This window comes from Larkinella knui (genome assembly GCF_003858645.1).
Taxonomy (GTDB): Bacteria; Bacteroidota; Bacteroidia; order Cytophagales; family Spirosomataceae; genus Larkinella; species Larkinella knui.
In genome coordinates this window covers 91,924-110,861 of record NZ_RQJP01000001.1, presented here as the reverse complement: position 1 = coordinate 110,861, position 18,938 = coordinate 91,924, and the positions used below count along the sequence as shown (strand labels likewise).

At 51.7% G+C, this 18,938-nt stretch carries 15 protein-coding genes; 7 read left to right on the top strand and 8 right to left on the bottom strand.

Annotated features, from left to right (window positions below):
- Positions 1 to 39: 39 nt before the first annotated feature.
- Both EHT87_RS00420 and EHT87_RS00415 read left to right on the top strand, forming a co-directional pair.
- On the top strand, positions 40 to 261 hold the full coding sequence (locus tag EHT87_RS00420) for a hypothetical protein (RefSeq protein WP_124902756.1): 222 nt from the start codon (positions 40 to 42) through the stop codon (positions 259 to 261).
- 87 nt (positions 262 to 348) lie between these two features.
- On the top strand, positions 349 to 1,137 hold the full coding sequence (locus tag EHT87_RS00415; RefSeq protein ID WP_124902754.1) for a TIGR02757 family protein: 789 nt from the start codon (positions 349 to 351) through the stop codon (positions 1,135 to 1,137).
- A 14-nt stretch (positions 1,138 to 1,151) separates the two neighbouring features.
- Here EHT87_RS00415 and EHT87_RS00410 read toward each other — a convergent pair whose 3' ends face one another.
- From EHT87_RS00410 to EHT87_RS00400, 3 genes are all read right to left on the bottom strand, one after another.
- Complete coding sequence (locus EHT87_RS00410) at positions 1,152 to 1,985, bottom strand: hypothetical protein (RefSeq protein ID WP_124902752.1); 834 nt, start codon at positions 1,983 to 1,985, stop codon at positions 1,152 to 1,154.
- A gap of 163 nt (positions 1,986 to 2,148) precedes the next feature.
- Entirely contained in the window at positions 2,149 to 3,201 is a 1,053-nt protein-coding gene (locus EHT87_RS00405; protein WP_221621965.1) for an acyloxyacyl hydrolase, read from the bottom strand.
- Between the two features lie 625 nt (positions 3,202 to 3,826).
- Positions 3,827 to 4,885, bottom strand: a complete 1,059-nt coding sequence (locus tag EHT87_RS00400) for a glycoside hydrolase family protein (protein ID WP_124902748.1) — start codon at positions 4,883 to 4,885, stop codon at positions 3,827 to 3,829.
- A 468-nt stretch (positions 4,886 to 5,353) separates the two neighbouring features.
- Between EHT87_RS00400 and EHT87_RS00395 the strand changes: the two genes are divergently transcribed.
- Positions 5,354 to 6,319, top strand: coding sequence for an aldose 1-epimerase (locus EHT87_RS00395; RefSeq protein WP_124902746.1), 966 nt, complete (start codon positions 5,354 to 5,356; stop codon positions 6,317 to 6,319).
- A gap of 56 nt (positions 6,320 to 6,375) precedes the next feature.
- On the opposite strand, the gene amaB is transcribed toward EHT87_RS00395, so the two are convergent.
- Positions 6,376 to 7,908: an L-piperidine-6-carboxylate dehydrogenase gene (gene amaB, locus EHT87_RS00390; RefSeq protein ID WP_124902744.1), complete on the bottom strand. Its 1,533-nt coding sequence runs from the start codon at positions 7,906 to 7,908 to the stop codon at positions 6,376 to 6,378.
- A gap of 208 nt (positions 7,909 to 8,116) precedes the next feature.
- Here amaB and EHT87_RS00385 point away from each other — a divergent pair, with 208 nt between their 5' ends.
- Together EHT87_RS00385 and EHT87_RS00380 are read left to right on the top strand one after the other, a co-directional pair.
- Positions 8,117 to 8,830, top strand: coding sequence for a hypothetical protein (locus EHT87_RS00385; protein WP_124902742.1), 714 nt, complete (start codon positions 8,117 to 8,119; stop codon positions 8,828 to 8,830).
- Between the two features lie 63 nt (positions 8,831 to 8,893).
- Entirely contained in the window at positions 8,894 to 10,513 is a 1,620-nt protein-coding gene (locus EHT87_RS00380) for a hypothetical protein (protein WP_124902740.1), read from the top strand.
- Positions 10,514 to 10,640: 127 nt separating this feature from the next.
- Here the strand turns inward: EHT87_RS00380 and EHT87_RS00375 are convergent, their stop codons facing one another.
- Together EHT87_RS00375 and EHT87_RS00370 are read right to left on the bottom strand one after the other, a co-directional pair.
- On the bottom strand, positions 10,641 to 11,801 hold the full coding sequence (locus EHT87_RS00375; protein WP_124902738.1) for a PepSY-associated TM helix domain-containing protein: 1,161 nt from the start codon (positions 11,799 to 11,801) through the stop codon (positions 10,641 to 10,643).
- Positions 11,802 to 11,813: 12 nt separating this feature from the next.
- Entirely contained in the window at positions 11,814 to 14,138 is a 2,325-nt protein-coding gene (locus EHT87_RS00370) for a TonB-dependent siderophore receptor (protein ID WP_229320913.1), read from the bottom strand.
- A 178-nt stretch (positions 14,139 to 14,316) separates the two neighbouring features.
- On the opposite strand from EHT87_RS00370, the gene EHT87_RS00365 reads away from it, so the two are divergent.
- Positions 14,317 to 16,239 (top strand): CocE/NonD family hydrolase, encoded by a 1,923-nt coding sequence (locus EHT87_RS00365; RefSeq protein WP_124902736.1) that lies wholly within the window; start codon positions 14,317 to 14,319, stop codon positions 16,237 to 16,239.
- Between the two features lie 3 nt (positions 16,240 to 16,242).
- On the opposite strand, the gene EHT87_RS00360 is transcribed toward EHT87_RS00365, so the two are convergent.
- A complete protein-coding gene (locus tag EHT87_RS00360) occupies positions 16,243 to 16,830 on the bottom strand; it encodes a DNA-3-methyladenine glycosylase (protein ID WP_124902734.1) in 588 nt (195 codons plus the stop codon).
- Positions 16,831 to 16,895: 65 nt separating this feature from the next.
- Between EHT87_RS00360 and EHT87_RS00355 the strand changes: the two genes are divergently transcribed.
- On the top strand, positions 16,896 to 17,948 hold the full coding sequence (locus EHT87_RS00355; protein WP_124902733.1) for a saccharopine dehydrogenase family protein: 1,053 nt from the start codon (positions 16,896 to 16,898) through the stop codon (positions 17,946 to 17,948).
- Positions 17,949 to 18,047: 99 nt separating this feature from the next.
- Here EHT87_RS00355 and EHT87_RS00350 read toward each other — a convergent pair whose 3' ends face one another.
- A complete protein-coding gene (locus tag EHT87_RS00350; protein WP_124902731.1) occupies positions 18,048 to 18,938 on the bottom strand; it encodes a YicC/YloC family endoribonuclease in 891 nt (296 codons plus the stop codon).

Genomic DNA, 18,938 nt, shown 5'->3' with positions numbered 1-18,938 from the left:
AAACCATTCTGCCATTCCTATTCGACGTTAATCGTACCTATGCTTACGCAAGAACAAAAAGCCGAACGCATTGCCCGACGGCACAAAGAGCGGGAAGATAAGATGAAAGCAACGGCCGGCTACAAAGTCTGGAGTGTGGTTTTCACCCTTTCTTATCCGATTATTGCCGTTTTTACCGCCGTTTTCTCCATCGTTGTTTCGTTTTTTTCCAAAATTTCACAAGGCGTCGTGTATGTTTTAAGCGGAGGAAAAAGCAAATAACGGTTTATCGGCATTCTTACGACTTCACGACCCGGCTGAGTCTTTCCGAACCGCCGACCGTTTGCCGTGGCGGTCCTATCCATTCCCATGTACGATCAAGTAAAGGAATTACTCGATAAAAAAGTCGAGCAGTATAATCGACGTTCGTTTATTGAAAAAGATCCCATCAGTATTCCGCACCGGTTTAACCGGCAGCAGGACATTGAAATTATGGGTTTTTGGGCGGCTGTTTTGGCCTGGGGGCAACGTCCGGTCATTTTAAAAAAAGCCAACGACCTGATTGAGCGCATGGATGGTGCACCGTATGATTTCGTTTTGAATCATCAGGAAACGGATCTCAAACGATTTCTGGATTTCAAACACCGAACGTTCAACGCAACGGACACCCTCTACTTCCTGCACTTTTTTCATACCTATTACCAGCAGCACGAAACGCTGGAAGATGCTTTTGTACCCACGGAGTGGGGTGCGTATGCTCCTGAAAACGGGCTCAACTCCGCGGGTCCGTTTCTGGAAGCTTTTCACAACCGGTTTTGTGACGACCCGTTTTTTCCGGACCGCACCCGCAAACACGTTGCAACGCCCAGCCGGAATTCGTCCTGCAAACGCCTGAATATGTTTCTGCGCTGGATGGTCCGGCGCGATGATCAGGGGGTTGACTTTGGCATCTGGACCCGCATCAAACCGGAACAACTGGTGATTCCAATCGATGTTCACGTGGGGCGCGTGGCCCGGAAATTAGCCCTGCTGACCCGTTCGCAAACCGACTGGACGGCCGCCCTTGAGTTGACCCAAACCCTGAAGCAATTTGATCCGGTCGACCCGGTAAAATACGATTTTGCCCTGTTCGGTTTAGGCGTTGAAGGTGAAATGTAAAACTCAGCGCCCGGTTATTCCAGAAATAAGCCGGGCCAGTCGATGCGGTGAATAAACCACCAGCTGCTTTTATTGCCATAACAAACCAGGTGGCCCTTGTTCGTAAACAGCGGTTTCCGGTCGCGCTCCAATCCGTAATTAAGCGCTAAATGAACCGTGGCCTTCCGCTGATTTTCGTCCATTTCAATGCCTTCAACCGTCCAGCCGACCAGCATATAGTTTTCAAGGTAGGCTCTGTACTTGTCAAATTTGTCAATGACATTCTGGTATAAATCATCGAGAGGGTTGTTATTGATATAAAAATGATCGGACAGGCAGCCTTCAAACCGCTCATAATCATGCTCGAACAACCCGGTCAGTAATTCGTCGGCAATGAAAATACAGGAATGCGTATAATCCGGACAATAGTAATTATAATCGATGCTGTAATTGATGCCCGGCAGGCGGACCTCCTTTATTTCCCGCTTAAAAACCGTCTGAATCAAAAATGCATAGAGTTTCCGGTCATCGGCATTGCTGTGTGGATCGGATATGGAGATTTCAATGCCATGGTGACCAAGTAGCAGCAGCAGGCGATCCACTTCGCGGCTAACCTGAATGTCCGTCAAATCAGAAAGAGCCGGATAAAACGGTCGCCCGATGAAGTCATAAACGGATACGGTACGGGCCGTTGTCGTGAGTTGATAGTATAAAAAGTTATGCTGTTTTTCCCGCAGATCGACCACTTCCTGCGGCAAACGTCCCTCCCCAAACAAAGCCTCCCGTTCCAGTGCCATTTTGATCTGGCTAATTTCATTATGAGCTTTGTATCGTTCGTCGAGAGAAAGTATTTCTTCAGATGCAAACACGGTGATTAGTCTGTTTTATTTAGTGATGATACACTCACTACTATACTATACGATGATATACCGCAGAAGTCACATTTCTGGATTTCATTTCATCAAAATAAATTTTCAGTGTGCCCGCTTCCCGCTTCGCCGGTTATCAACTAAGATCAGTCCACTCAGGCACTTATAGGCTATAGCCTGCCATAACACTAAAGCCTTTCGTATTTTCGCCGTAGGCTTTCACACTCATTCCGATCGTAATTCCGTTTTGAATTCGATACAGCAGATTATACCGCTGATAGGTAGTCGGTTTATACCACTGAGGGCGAACGATGTTCCAGCCGTGGTGGGCGGCAAAAATGAAACGGCCTTGCCAGAATTCGTAACCCGCCAGAAGCGTAGCCTGCCGCGCATCGGTAACCCGCCCTTTTGTCCAGGTGATAACCTGCTCCTTAAAATACCGGTCATCCACCAGCTCGAAACCCGCAGACAGGGCATGGTTTCGGGTCATTCGATACCCTCCTGTGACATTCAGACCAAATACCGGCAACGTCATTTCGGGCTTTTTGTCCGTTTTTGGTAAAACCCGCACCGAAGCCATCAGAAGCGCCCGGCTCATCCATCGTCGGGATAACGGGGCCGGTTTCCACAGACGGGTGTCGGGAAAAAACGCCGGATGCAACTGATACTGTGCGCCCAGGGCTATAGTCGGAATATTCATGCCTTGATTGGGCAACCGCGTTCCGGCATTGGAAATGTGGTTGTACGTAGCGCCAAGCGTCAGGTTCCACAGCCGCGTCAGGCGGTAATGGGATAGAAAGCTGGCGGCAATCAATGCGCTGACCGGCATGCTGAAGTGGTCGTTGGTTGGGTTCGTTAGTGGGTCATAAACCCGGGTCAGGTACGTAAGTCCGGCCAAAACCCGAACGGAAAAATAAAGCCGCCGGCGGTAATTGATGAGTGGTTCGAAAAACAGGCCAGCCCCCGCCGTGCGCCCCAACGGAACGGGATTTCTAAAGGTAATGTAATTGATGTAGCCGCCCACCTGCGCAAAACAGTGGCAATTTTCCCACGCCTGCCGACCCCTACTAACCTGGCTATACGTCAACTCGATTCCGATAGGCGGCTGTCGGGAAGCCGGAACAACCTGGCTGGATTTTGAAATGCCCTGCTGCCAGGTTAAGCCAAATTGCCGCTGCGATTTCAGAGTATCCGCCGTTATCTGGCCTGAGGCCACTTTCGAAAAGTGTATTAAAAAGCACAGAAACATACCAGCTCTATTCATAGTACATGTCTTACAAATAGACCTCGAAAAGTTATTTTTCAACAAGTTACTTACAGATTTTTGTCTTTTAATAGGAAATTCGATAAAGAATCAATCTTGCCTTTTAATTGCTATTTTCCATCGGTTAAATTCAATAAATTCCACTAAAAAGAAAGTACGATTGCATACTGAAACTGGCGCGTATTTTCGAGTCATCCCATTTTAGTCGCTTTTCCATAGAGACTTGTTCATTGGCACGCATTCCTGCCGCTTTTTACAGAAACCGGGCAAGCTTTCGACCGGTCCTGTGGCGCAGGACGGCCCGGGCATTGGGGTATCTACCAAAAGCGGAGTAGAAAGTATTCACTCGTTGAGCCGGTGTGGCTCTGGTTCGAATGACGATGCCGGACGTACGGGGGCGGTTAACAAGTCTGCCTGGTTTTTTTGGCCGGGTTGAAACCGGGTGCCGGAAATCAAAAAGAAGAAACTTGAAGGTAGAAAGAGGTTTTTTAGCCCGCATTGGCTTATTCCCTGCTGAAAAGGCAGCTGATTCGGCCAGGCTCAGACAAGTATGGAAGCCGAATGAAAACCGCCCCGCCTAGTGGGATAGTTTCAACGGCAACTCCATCCAGGCGAGCCCGATGCTTCGGCGCATGTGGCTGGTGCTGGGGCCTTCGGCAGCATCGTAGAGTAAGGCCAGCCGGTTGCCCACCTGGATCACCGTCGGCATACCAATGGTTCCTTTTGCCCAGATCGAATTAGTCGCATCCAGGACAATGGCTTTGTCTTCGGACCGCCACCGATTGAGGTCCTTCGTCCAGTAAACCCAGATGGCATCCGTATATTCTTCGCGTTTGGAGTTAATACCGATGTGATTCGTGAAGAGGTACCAGGTTTTCGTTTTCGTATCAAAAAATACCGACGAGTTCTCCACTTGTTCGTCCAGTGGGAAAATGGGTTTTTCGTCGATTTTCCAAGAAGCGTTCAAGTCCTTTGTCCGGGCAATGCCTAACGTTCGTTTGATCGTTTTGCCTTCCTGGGTCGCCCCACTAAAGAATTGAAGGTACTCGTTGCCCTGCCGGACGATAAAACCGGGACTGGAGGTGACCGTATAAAAGCTGTTTTCTTTGGGCGGCAGGGCCACCACGTCATATTGTTTTTTCCAGGGGCCGGCGAGCGAGCGCGACTGCGCTTTCATCGTCAGATAAGGAAACGCCGGTATTCGGTACGGGGGCGGGGTGGCATTGGGCGTCCCCACATAAAACATGTGCCAGGTATCATTCTCTTTGATCACCCAGGGCGAGGAGGCACTTTTTGCGTCGTTACTGCCCGGTTTGCCCAGTTCCAGAACCAGGCCGCGCTTGGTCCAGTTTCGCAGGTCCCGGCTTTCTGCCAGGCAGGCAATCCAACCGTCTTTTCCCGCGCCGTCATAAAATAAGTAATACCGGTCACCCTCCTGATTGACCACCGCTTCACGGGCCCCATACGTATCGCAGCTATCCGGACCATCGCCATACCGCAGCACGATTCCTTCGTCGCGGCAAGCCATCCGGTGGTGCGCCACCGGGCGTCCGTCCACGTAACCTGGCTGCGCATTCAGGGAGAGCACGCTAAGCAGGAAGAAAGCCAGCAGACTAATTCCACGGGTTCTGTTCACGAAAAAGTGCAGGGTGTAAGAACTGTTGCTTACATGCGAAAACCGAATGTTCATATTGATCTTCAAAAGTAACGACCTTCTAAAGTCGGCCAAGCCGTTCATCCTACCGCCTACCGCCTGGAGAATTTGTAAGGATTTTGCCGTCAGGCAGCGGCCCTGAATCCCTTTTATTTACCCACAACCTGGTTTTAAATGCCAACGGGTGTTTCTCAACCCGTTTCCAGACCGTTTCGACTACGCCGAATTTCACCGTAAACTGGATTCTCCGGCCGATCTGTACTAATTTTACCTCATTACTTGCCGGGATAATTTGCCAGCCTGTAATTACCGCTTATTCCTGCAAACTCTCAAGCAAAATGGGGTATCCATTTCAAATTTCACATCGCCTTAAACAGTTGCCTGATTCGGGACGTTATCTTTGAACCAGGCAGTGCCTTCCCCCAATTGAAACCTTAATTGACTCGAAAAATGCCCTTTGAAATCCACCACCAGCCCTTTGGCTGGCTCACCGAATACCGCATTGAGAATACCGAAACCGGAGAATTTGTAAGCATTTTGCCCGCACACGGTGCCATTGTCCGGCAACTCGTATTGCGGCCTAAAAGCCCGGACCGTGAATCAGGTCTCATTTCGCTGCTCAGAGCCCCCAAATCGCCCCAGGCTCTGTTGGCCGACGAAACCTATGCGAGTGCGCTTCTTTTTCCGTTTCCCAGCCGCATCCGGCACGGTATCTACGGATTTGAAGGTGAAATGTACACGCTTCCAATGAATGAAGCCCATCACGATAACGCCATTCACGGTTTTGTTGCGAGACAGGCTTTCGAGTTATTCGGGCAGGAAATCAATCCTTCAGAAGCATCGCTAATTTTGCGGTATGTCCACGATGGTTCTTATCCCGGCTATCCGTTTGCGTTTGAGTTCAGAATCCGGTATACGCTGTCAGTGGCAGGGTTGTCGGTAACGTATGAGGCTCAGAATACCGGCAACAGGACCGCGCCGGTCAGCTTTGGCTGGCATCCGTATTTCACCCTCAATGATGAACCAGTCGATCAGCTAACCATTTCCCTGCCTGCCGCCAAACAAGTTTTGCTGGATGATAATCTGCTACCCATTGGTGAAGAATTGTTCGGGCATAAAGGCGAAGCTTCGCTTCGGGACCGGAATTTGGATGCGGTTTTTATCGTCGAAGAAAACAACGGTGAGGGTGTAACCACGGTTTTACGTTCTGCCAAACAGGGACTGCAACTAAACATCTGGCAGGAAACCGGTCCGAAAAAATTCGGCTATCTGGTCGTTTTTACGCCCCCGGGCCGTGAAACGATTGCCATCGAATCGCTCACGAGCAATGTCAATGCGCTTAATAACGGCCAGGGCTTGATCATTCTGGAACCCAATGAAGTGGCAAAAGGCACAATCCGCGTTAGTTTAAGTTAAGACTTTAAAGTTAAGAGTTGGCCGCCCGTGCGGTTGGCCAACTCTTAACTTTAAAGTCATAGTTCAAACTTGATTCCCTGGGCCAGCGGTAAGGTCGTGCCGTAATTGATGGTGTTGGTTTGACGGCGCATGTAGGCTTTCCAGGCATCGGAGCCGGATTCACGACCTCCGCCGGTTTCTTTTTCACCCCCGAATGCACCGCCAATTTCGGCCCCCGATGTGCCAATGTTCACGTTCGCAATGCCGCAGTCTGACCCGGCGGCCGAGAGAAACCGCTCGGCTTCACGCAGGTTGAGCGTAAAAATTGACGACGATAACCCCTGCGGGACCCCATTCTGCAAGGCAATGGCTTCGTCTAAAGTACCGTATTTCAACAGGTATAGAATTGGCGCAAAGGTCTCATGTTGAACCACTTCAGTCTGAGCAGGCATCTCGGCAATGGCGGGCCGAACGTAACACCCGGATTCGAAGTCCGGGCCTTCCAGTATTTCGCCGTCGATCAGTAACCGCCCCCCCTGCTCCTTGATTTGAAACAAAGCGGCTTGATAACCGGCCACAGCCGCCCGGTCGATCAACGGGCCGACGTGATTTTTTTCATCCAGCGGATTGCCAATGCGAAGCTGACCGTACGCTTTCACCAGTCGCTGCTTCACGTCCTCATAAATCGACTCCTGAATGATGAGCCGGCGCGTGGACGTACACCGCTGACCGGCAGTGCCAACGGCGCCAAAGACAATGGCCGGAATGGCCACATTCAGGTCGGCATGCTGGGATATGATCATCGCGTTATTGCCGCCCAGTTCCAGCAGATAACGACCCAACCGGCCCGCAACCGTTTGGGCCACCGCCTTCCCCATCCGCGTGGAACCGGTGGCCGATACGAGGGCAATCCGCGGGTCTTCTGCCAGCAGTGCACCGACATCGCGGCCACCCGTAATGAGGCACGAAACCCCTTCCGGCACCTCATTCTGCTCCAGAACTTCTTTAATGATCTGCTGGCACGCCAAAGCCGTCAGCGGAGTTTTTTCCGACGGTTTCCAGATGCAAACATTGCCACAGATCCAGGCCAGCATGGCGTTCCAGGACCAGACCGCTACCGGAAAATTGAAGGCCGAAATAATACCGACAACCCCCAACGGGTGCCATTGCTCATACATCCGGTGATCGGGCCGTTCGCTGTGCATCGTCAACCCGTAGAGTTGGCGCGACTGCCCCACGGCAAAGTCACAGATATCGATAATCTCCTGAACCTCGCCCATTCCCTCCTGCAGGGATTTTCCCATTTCGTAGCTCACGAGCGTACCCAGTTCTTTTTTATACTGCCGAAACTGCTCACCCATCTGTCTGACAATTTCGCCCCGCCGGGGGGCCGGAACCAGCCGCCATTTCAGGAAAGCCGCCCGGGCGGTTTCCACAACCTGGTCATAATCTTCGCGGGTCGTCGGATAAACGCGGGCCATCAGCTGGCCATCGACGGGTGAATGAGAATCGAGCAAATCCGCTTCCGCTGACGTGTGCCAAAACGCCTGGCCGGTGCTGGTGCCAGACATCATGGGTTGTGTTTTTAGTTTTTGAAGGAATTGTTGCATACCGTACTGTAGTCAAAAGCGATCGGCCTGGCCGGTCTAAACCCGTACAAAACCAGGTAATTACAAAATTATTACAAATAACCCCAGCAAACTTATAAATCGTCTTTTTGCTTAAACCAATTACTAATAATTAGTCCATATGTTAAAATTTTGTCTGATAATTGCTTAACTTCCCACTGTAAATCTGTTTATTAACTGACAAGCCTTTATGAGTAAACCTATTACTTTTTTAATATTCTGTTTTTTCATGGGCTCGGGACTCATGCGTTTGTCAGCGCAAACACCCCCCGATTCTTCGCTAGTAAAACCCGCGCCGTACGCAATTGGTTTGCAACTGGGCTCCACCGGTATTGGTCTTCAACTCGCCAAAACACTTCGGGCCGATTCGAGGCTGGTGGGACGCATCGGCGTCAGTTATTTTGCTTACGACCGGGTTTTCCGGGTGAAAGCCGGTGAAGGTAAACTGAATATAACGCCCGATCTGGTGGTGGGAATTGCCCTGGCGTCCGTCAAATGGCATCCGTTCAGGCGAAATCAACTTTTTGTAACCGCGGGTGCCGGTTATACGTGGCGGCCCAATGTGAAAGCCAATGTCATTGCTGAAGGCAACGTTAAATTCGGCGGACTCCAGATTTCGGAAGAAAATGTGGGGGTTGTCAATGCTTCGCTAAAGTGGAACAGCGTTTTGGGCTACGCCGGTTTTGGATACGGCCGCTCCACGCCCATCCGCCGACTGGGTTTTGCCGTTGAGTTAGGTGCTTACTACCTCGGTTCGCCCAAAGTTGATTTGCAATACACCGGTTTTCTGGAAACTACGACCATCGACGAACAAATACCGGTCATCCAAAATAACCTCAGAAGTTATCGCTTTCTGCCTTCTCTTCAATTTCTACTCACTTATGGTCTTTTCAACAAGAGATAATACGGCAGCAACCGGGTTCGTGTCTCCGCTCTTGTTTTTATTCTTTACTTTAACTATTCCGTTATGAAACGCTTGTTAGCAATGGTGTGTGTGCTGGTTGTGGGATTGCTCGATGCTTGCCAAAATCCGGTCGAAAATGTTGAACTCAAATTCAAGGACCCGCTGGCGGTGGCGGTGACGGTTAAATACAGCACTCCGGCGGGCTTGACGCCCGATAAGTTAACCGTCAAAATTGCGGGCCCGGATGCGGATAAAATTGTTACGACCCTCAATACCAAAAAATTCAAACTGACCTCCGACGGCAAATTATTTCTGTGCCTGGCTCCTTCCACAACCCCGTCGTCTTCCGCTCCGATTCGATTCACGATTGTCACATTATCGACTGAGTCCATTAGTAGCCTTCAGGAAATAAAGCTGGAAAACACAGCGAACCGGAATCTGACCATTGCCCTGCATAGTAACAAAAACGACGCGGAACCAGCGCATCAATCCTTCAAAGGCAGCGACAATGGTACGGTTCAAACGACGGCCACCGTACAAACCAAATCGGAACCAAACGTTAGCCAGTCGACCGTTACTGTGCCGCAGGGCAGTGAAATTAAAGATGTGGCCGGTCAGCCCGTGGGGGGTGCCCTAACGGTGACGGTGGATCCCGTCAACAATAGCAACACCTCAAAGGCGGTTTCGGAATTACCGGGAAACGGCATCATCAATGCGTCAACGCCAGCCGGCGGTTTTCTCGGCAACCAACAGGTTCTGTCGGTAGCTGGGGGTGTTCGCATTACGGTGTATAACGATGAGTATCAACTGGCTAAGACGTTTTCAAAACCGATCCAGATCGCCTTTTCCCTCCATTCGCAGTTGATGAATCCAACGACTGGCCGGACGATTCAGCCGGGCGATCAGATTCCGTTGTTCAGCTTCGATGAAGTTGCCAATAAATGGACCCGGGAAGAATCCGGCAAAGTTCAGCGCAACGCCAGCGGCAATCTGGAGTATGTGGCCGACATCAGCCATCTTTCCCTTTGGGTTGTGGCCTTTACCGAAGAAGTTTGCGCTGATGGCCCAACATTCAAATTTATCAGCAACTACCCCGACCGCAGTCCGGGCTACCGGGTTGAAGCCATCGACCAGGCTGGTAACATTGTAGTGCGCGCGGGCAATCAACTGACGTTTACAACAGCGATCAACAACGGCAGTTCGGTGCGGCTGACCAACCTGAAAAAAGGGTTACTAATCCGGCTACGGTTGTACGATAACGCCAACAAAGCCTATCTATCGCCCGAAATCGATGCCTGCGCGAACAGTGAAGTCTCGTTCGATCTGAAAGCCGTTCCGTATACTCCCCTACCGCCAGCCGCTCCGGATAACCGCAAGGAAGTGACGATTACGCTAAACTTCAAGTGTGGCAATGCGGGCATTAATCCCGAAAAGTTACCGTTTAAGGTTCTTTATGCCCAATACCGGGCTTCAGGTAGTCAGGACGAATGGAAAGACCTCCCGACGCTGGTGTGGCCGACGCTCAGTACGAAGGTCTTTGTTGAGCTGAATAAATCGTATGACATGCGAGCCGGTTCAATACCGGATCGGCTGGACATTGATATCATTAACTACAAAGTTACCAGTACTACCTGGCCGATCAACTTAACGGCGGATGAAAGCAAGCAATATTGCAATCCGTAAAAACTGGTTTAGGGTTTAACCGTTTATAATTTACGGTTTACAGTTTACGGTGGCTGACGCACGAAGGCTAACGCGCCAGCCACTGTAAACCGTAAACTATAAACCCTAAACCCTAAACCGTAAACGGTTAAACCGTCTGAACTTTAGCAACCCGCCGTTGCGGTTTCAGGGCTTTTTTCTTCCGCCGTCCCCACCAGATGATAAAACCAGTCACGGGCAAGGTGGCGCAAATCAGGCTGGCAAAAAAAGCCAGAATTTTTCCGGGTAAACTCAGGATGGCGCCAACGTGAATATCGTAGTTCATGCGCCGGAGTTTGTCACCCAAACCGGCTTTTTTATATTCCCCGAAATAAGGTCCTTCCCCCGCCAGCGGCTTCAGCGTCTGCTGGTCGAAATTGTAATAATCCGTTTTGTAGTAGGTGCCCGGCCGGTGATTGATCGAAACCGCAATCGACTCCGACGCCCGTTCGGGACAGGAAATGTAGAGGCTGGCCGTTGCCGGTTTGGTTTGGTAAAACCGCTGCCAAAGCCGGTCGCCCGGGTTCGAAAACCGCCGGGTTGCGGTCGAATCAGACAACGGCTGGCGGTATTCCGGCATGGTTTTGCCGAGCGTGGTGGTCCAGTAAATCGAATTTGCCAGCCACTGAATGCCGAAAATCATTCCGGTGATGGCCAGAATCAATGAAAAGAAGAGCGCATAAAAACCGGGCACGTTGTGGAGGTCATAATTGACCCGGCGCCATTGTGCTTTCCACTTGATTTTGAAGCTTTTGTCGCGGCTGGATTTCGTCCATTTCTTCGGCCACCAGAGCACCATCCCGGTGATGAGCAAGCTGGCAAAAACCAGGGTTCCATAAGCGACTACCGACTGACCAATCTCCTCCGGCAACCACAAATAATAGTGTCCGTGGAGAATAAAATGAAAGAAATCGGCTTCCTCATCCACCACGCTCAACACCTCGCCGGTATATGGATTCAGATAAACCTGTACGTAATAATCGGGACTGGCTCCGTAGAACGGCACGTTGACGCTGTGGCCCAGCTCGCCATAATTCACGCCCTTCGCCGGTTTCCCCGGAACCTGGCGCTCGGCAATGGCCTGAAGCCGGGAGGGCGGCAAAACCGCACCATTGGCTACGGGTTCAACATACTGAAACGGGCGTAAAATGCTCTTTATCTCCTGTTCAAATACCAGAATACAACCCGTAATCGCCACCACAAACACCAGTAGCCCGGACGTCAGTCCGAGCCAGAGGTGTAGTTTTCCAACCCACTTTTTTACAGTCATGGTACGGAATTATCAAAATTTATACCCTAAACTCAGCCGGAAATTGCGGGGTGCTTCGGCCTGCCAGTAATACGCTTTGCTCCAGGAATAATAGGCCCCCGAATACAGATACGCATCCAGTATGTTGTTCACATTCAAGGCAATACTTACCCGGTTATTCTGCCAGGAAAGAGCGCCATCCAACCGGAAGGTATTCGGCATGGTTGGTTTGTCATCGACGGCATCGGCAAACCAGCCGTAGCGATCGAGCTGCCACTGATACCCGAGTGAAACTCCCAGCCCCTGCAAAGCCCCACGGCGCAAACGATACGAAAGCCAGGCATTGGTAACGTGCTTGCTAAACCCGGGAACCGGCAGTCCCACGTTTTCGGATTTGGTATCTTTCGTGATCTTGCCATCGGTATAGGCATAATTCACCACCAGGTTCATGCCGGGCACCAATTCGCCCCGAACATCCACTTCCACGCCCTGCGTTTGGGTCTGGCCCAGTTGAATCGAGTAATTCGGGTTGGTCGGATCGGTTGTCAACACGTTGTTTTTGGTAATTTTATACACCGAAACCGTCGAGTTCCAGCGTCCGTCGGCCCAGTCTTTCTTCAAACCGGCTTCGAGGTTATTGCCGGTAATCGGATCGAAGCCTTTCCCCTGTTTGTCGGTCCCGGATTGCGGAACAAAAGCCTGGTCGTAAAGCGCATAAATCGAGGTCTGTTTATTGAGCGAACCGCTGATGCCGACGCGGGGCGTGAACTTGGTTTCGCTGGTTGCCGCACCGTACTCGCTGTCTTTTGCCGTCGTCAATCGTCCCGCCAGCGTCAACCGAATCCGGTCCTGCCAGAACCGCAGTTCATCCTGAACATACAAACCGCTGAACGATTGACTCATGACATTGACCCCGGCGCGCGCCCGCAGGCTGGTCGAACGGTCGAATTTGGGAATCAAATGAGCCGGCAGGTAGTAATTCGGCGAATTGGAATTGAAGACAAACGTGCTGTCGTACAGCGGAAAACTCTGGTTCCAGTCGGCCATGTATTTCTTATTGCCCAAATCCAGACCGCCCAGAATCCGGTGGACCACCGGCCCGGTCGCGACTTCACCATTGACGAAGATCTGGCCAAACTTGCTCTCGTTGGCGGCATCCCAAATGCCGTTGTAGCTGTAAATCCGGCCGTCCGTTTTCGCCGAATCGGCCCAGAGCGAACTTCCCACCTGGCTGTAGTTGAAATACGCCAGCTGGCCCGTCAGTTTCCAGGTATCGCTAATCTGGTGCTCAAAAATCAGGAAAGCACTGTGATCGTGAATTACCGAAGGGTCGAGGTTGGCGAAGGAGTTGGTGGCGTTCCGGGGCTGCTTGGCCAGTCCGTTGGCGTCGAAAACATACGCGGAACCAATCGCCGACATCTGCGAATACTGGTAGGTATACTCGGCCGTTATTGAAGTCTGGTCATTAATCTTGTACTTGATTACGGGCGCAATCGTATACCGGTTATTGAATTCAAAATCCCGGAACGAGCCTTTCGACTGTCCCATCAGATTCAGGCGATACAACAGGCGGTTGTCCTGACTGAGTTTGCCGTCCAGATCCAGTGTGGCCCGGTAGGTATCAAAGCTACCAATGGCAAAGGCGGCTTCGCCCCGCGTCACTCCGGTTGGTTTTTTGGTGACGACGTTGTAAAAACCGCTGGGTTCGCCGTTGGCCATCATAAAACCGGCCGGGCCTTTCACGAACTCGATCCGCTCGACCATCGACATATCTTCGGCGAGCGGTCCCCAGGTCGATTGCACGTTCATTCCGTTCCGGAAAGGGGCCACGCGGGATCCGCGCATGTTCAGCCGGGCATAATTATCCCAGTGTTCCTGCCGCGTAACGCCACTGACGTTGCGGGAAACGCCCTCCAGCATGTCGAAAATCTGCTGATCGGCCAGCAACTGCCGGTTCACCACCTGAATGTTCTGGGGCACTTCGAGCAGGGGCGTTTTCAGCCGCAAACTGGCCGACGGAATATCGGTTTTATACGAATTCTTGCCTTCAACAACCACCTCGTCGAGCTGTTCCGCATTTTCGAGCATCGTTAGATCGGGCACCTGCGTTGTTTCGCCAGCCACCACCGAAACGGTTTGACGGATGCGGGAATGCCCAACGCGGCTAATGATAAGCACTTGCTGACCCGCCGGAACCGCATCAATCACAAATTCGCCAGCGTCGTTGGTAATCGTTCCGAGTCGGGTTCCTACAATCCGAACGCCAACCTGTGTCAGCGGATGGGCGTTGGCCGTGAGGACTTTTCCGCGAACCGTTCCGGTATTTTGAGCCATTGCCGACAGACAAAACAAACTCATCCAGCCTACAGCCAGCGTCTTCAGCAAGTAGCGTAATCTTGTAAAAATAATCATAGTGGGTGTATTCATAATTCCTTATTTAGACTAATTATTAATTGCAAAGGTATAGGCTGCTGGATTCCCACCCAACATTTTCTGAAAAAATTTAGCTAAGTTTGGTGAAAACCGGCCTTAACTCATGAAAAACCGCCTTTTTACGCTGATCCTATTTTTATTGCCTCTCCTGACGCAAGCGCAGCAGACCAATCCAAACGCTGATTATATCCGCCGGCAGTACCAGAAATACGAATACCAGATTCCGATGCGCGACGGCACCAAACTACACACGGCGGTGTATGTTCCGAAAGACGCATCCGAAACCGTAAAATATCCGATGCTGATGCAGCGAACCTGTTACAGCGTGGCGCCATACGGACCGGATCAGTATCCGAGTCGGCTGGGACCGTCGAATACGCTAATGCGCGACAAATACATTTTCGTTTATCAGGACGTTCGGGGGCGGTACATGAGCGAAGGAACCTGGACGAATATGACACCCAATCGGCCCGATCCGGCACCGGTTTCGGCTCCAAAAAAGAAATCAAAAACCACTTCGGCGGCCTTGGCGGGTTCGCCCGATGAGAGTTCGGATACCTACGATACCATCGAGTGGTTGCTCAAAAATGTGAAGTTCAATACCGGAAAAGTGGGCCAATGGGGAATCTCCTACCCCGGTTTTTACGCCGTTGCCGGAGCCGTCGATGCCCATCCGGCATTAAAAGCCTCATCACCCCAGGCACCGGTTTCCGACTTTTTCTTCGACGATTTTCACCACAATGGCGCGTTTATTCAGGCTTACATCTTCACGTATCCCGTTTTTGGTCTTCAGCATCCGAAGCCGACGACAGAAAACTGGTTTGCATCAGCGATGTTCAATGCCGACATCAAAGACGGTTTTCAGTGGCAGTATGATCTGGGGCCGTTGAAGAATGCGGACAAATACTACAAGGATAATTTCTACTGGCAGGAAACGGTCGACCACCCGAACTACGACGAATTCTGGCAGAAACGGAACATTTTACCACACCTGAAAAACGTCAAACACGCCGTCATGACCGTCGGCGGCTGGTTCGATGCCGAGGATTTGTACGGTCCGCTCAACGTCTATAAAACGCTGGAGAAGAACAATACCGGTATTTACAACACGCTGGTAATGGGGCCGTTCGGTCACGGAAGATGGTCGCAGGAAACCGGCCACACGCTGCACAGCAATGTCTATTTCGGCGACAGCATTGCGACGTTTTACCAGAATACTATTGAATCCAAATTTTTCAACCACTTCCTGAAAGGGCCCGGTGACGGGAAAACCGGCCTGCCGGAAGCTTACCTGTTTGATACCGGACGGAAAGAATGGAAAACATTTACGAAATGGCCCGCGGCCGAAGCACAGAAGCTGAGTTTCGCTTTGAATAATACCGGTCAGTTGTCCCGACAACCGGCTGACGGCCAGGGATTTTCCGAATTCATCAGCGATCCGATGAAACCCGTTCCGTATTCGGAAGACATGACGGCATCGGCCAGTTTTACGCCATTCAATTACATGTCGGAAGACCAGCGGTTTGCCGGTCGGCGGCCCGATGTGCTGGTCTTTCAAACGGATCCGTTGGCCGAGGATTTGACGCTGGGCGGTGAAATCATGGCCAGGCTAAAAGTGAGTACGACCGGTACGGATGCCGACTGGGTGGTTAAACTCATCGACGTGTATCCGCCCGACGAGCCGAACCACCCGTATATGCCCAACAAAAACGTGATTCTGGCCAACTACCAGCAAATGGTACGCTCGGAAGTGATGCGCGGGCGGTTTCGCAACTCCTTCGAAAAACCGGAACCGTTTAAATCCGGTGAAATTACGGATGTGAATTTTCGCTTGCAGGATGTGCTGCACACCTTTAAAAAAGGCCACCGGATGATGATTCAGGTGCAAAGTACGTGGTTCCCGCTGATCGACCGCAACCCGCAGAAGTACGTCGAGAATATTTTCAAAGCCAATGCGGAAGACTTTCAAAAAGCGACCCACCGGGTGTATAACAACTCCGTTATCGAGGTTCAGGTGTTGAAATAAGGGTTACGGTTTACTCACAAAGCGGTTTCCCCTGACATAAAACCGGTACGGCAAATCGGCTCCCTGCGTAATGCCGATGCGCGTCGTCGTTACCATTTCAAAATCGGGCAAAATCCGGGGACGAATGTAAATCCCGGACTCAGTCAGTGACAGGAAGTTATGATCCCGCGAGATGCCCATCGCAATGACCAGTTTGCCGGGGCCGCTGGTCAGCCCGCGTAACCCCGCTTTGGTCGTCGGGTCGAGGCTGCGTCGTTCCCCCATCAAATCCAGTCCCTCGGTAGGTTCGAGGGCCCGGATCAGAACGGCCTCACCCACACCTTCCGGTCCGGTAACGACGTTCAGGCAATAGTAAAATCCATAAATCAGGTAGACGTAGAGTGTTCCCGCCGGACCGAACATGGCCGCATTCCGGACGGTTTTCTTGCGGTAGGCATGACAGGCCGGATCGCCGGTCAAATACGCTTCTGTTTCCACAATCAAACCGGCGGTGGTCCCTTCCGGGCTTTTGTGAACCAGTTCGCAGCCCAGCAGACGCTGGGAAAGCGTGATGGTATCGTGATTCTCGTAAAATTCGAGGGGAAGTTTCATGAATTCAATTTGTAAAAAAACTTAGTACATTGCCACCATTCATTCTTCAATCCATCAACACACCTATGAAAAAAATCCTTGTTGTTGGGATGGGAAAAGTTGGCTCACTGGTCGGCATTCTCCTCAACAAACGCTTCACCGTAACGGGTTTCGATAAACTCCCGCCCGCTTATGATCTGCCTTTTCCGGTTATTCAAGGCGATATTGCCGACGCGCCAACGCTGCTGAAAACCCTGGCCGATTTCGACGGTGTCGTCTCCTGCCTGCCCTACAACCTGAATCTGCCGATTGCGACCACCGCCTGGCAATTGGGCCTCCATTATTTTGACCTGACCGAAGACGTTCCGACCACCACCGCGATCCGGCTAATGGCCGAAACCGCCAAAGCCGTCATGGCTCCGCAGTGCGGGCTGGCTCCCGGTCTGATCGGAATCGTCGGGGCCAACCTGGCCAAACGGTTCACCAAACTCCGCGACATCGAACTGCGCGTGGGTGCCCTGCCGCGCTATCCGAATGGTTTGCTGGGCTACTCCTTCACGTGGTCGCCCGCGGGCGTCATCAATGAATACCTGAACGATTGTGAAGTGATTTCGAACGGGGTTTTCAAAACCGTTCCGGCGCTCGACGGTATTGAAGTGATCAACATCGAGGGCCAGGAATTTGAAGCCTTCAGCACGTCGGGCGGTTTGGGAACCATGTGCGAAACCTACGCCGGGCAGGTCGATACGCTCAACTACAAAACGATCCGCTATCCCGGCCACGCCAAACTGATGCGGTTTTTGTTGTACGAACTGATTCTGAAAGATAAACGCGTTCTGGTCGAGCAGATTTTGACCGAAGCCAAACCGCCCGTCCAGGCCGATGTGGTGTATGTCTACGCCGTGGTCGAAGGCTGGAAAGGCTCCGTTCTGGAACGGGAAGAATTTTACCGGGCCTACCATCCGCGCGAAATCGACGGTCAGCACTGGCGGGCCATTTCCTGGACCACCGCCGGTTCGGTAGCCGCCGTGGTTGAACTGGTGGCCGACGGTTTTCTGCCCCAAAAGGGATTCATCAAACAGGAAGAAATCCCGTTCGACTCGTTGCTGGGAACGCAGAACGGGGCATTTTTCAACTAGCGCCGGGCCGTCGATATGGTCGAATGCCCCGACAGCGGCTTCTCATTCAGGCCCAACACCAAAAAGTGATGGGTCAGTAGCCGCTGTCGGGGCACGACGTTAAATCACATTCAGCGTCTGCTCTTTAATTTTTTCCAGCTCGTCCTTCATCTGAACCACCAGCCGTTGAATGGCGGCATCGTTGGCTTTGGACCCGATGGTATTGATTTCACGCCCGATTTCCTGCGCGATAAAATTGAGCTTCTTGCCGTTGGCTTCGTCCGCGGCCAGCACTTCCATGAAGTAACTCAGGTGGTTTTTCAGCCGAACTTTTTCTTCCGAAATATCGAATTTCTCGATGTAATAAATCAGTTCCTGTTCAAACCGGTTCTGGTCAAATTCGTCGCTCCCCATCAATTCGACCACCATACCGCGAACCCGTTCGCGAACGGCGGGAATGCGCTTCACGTCCTGCACCTCGATCAGCGTCAGCCGGTCCGTGATGATCTGAATGTATTCTTTGAACTTGATTTCCAGGCCATTCCCCTCCTGCTGCCGAAATTCGTCGCACCGGCGAATGGCTTCCAAAGCCGTCAACAGAATTAATTCCCAATCACTCACGGCCGTGTCCGAAGCACTCGACGCTTCCGAATTGAAGGCATTGGGTTGCTGCAACGCCAGCTTGAACAGATCCCCATCGGCCACATCCAGCAAAAGGCCCTGGGAGGTTTCACGAAGGTCTTTCAGGTAGGCTTCAATCAGCGGGCGGTTTACGGTCACACCCGGCCGAACATCCGTCAGACGCGTAATATTTAGGGACAGCTCGACTTTGCCGCGCTCGAGTTTTTGCGTGAGCAGATTCCGTAATTCAACTTCCTTGTCGGAGAAGGCCCGCGGAAGCCGGCAATAAATATCCAGAAACTTAGAGTTTAACGTTTTCACTTCAGCAGTTACCGTCAGCCCGTTGGCTTCCTGGGTCGCACTGCCAAACCCGGTCATTGATTTTAGCAT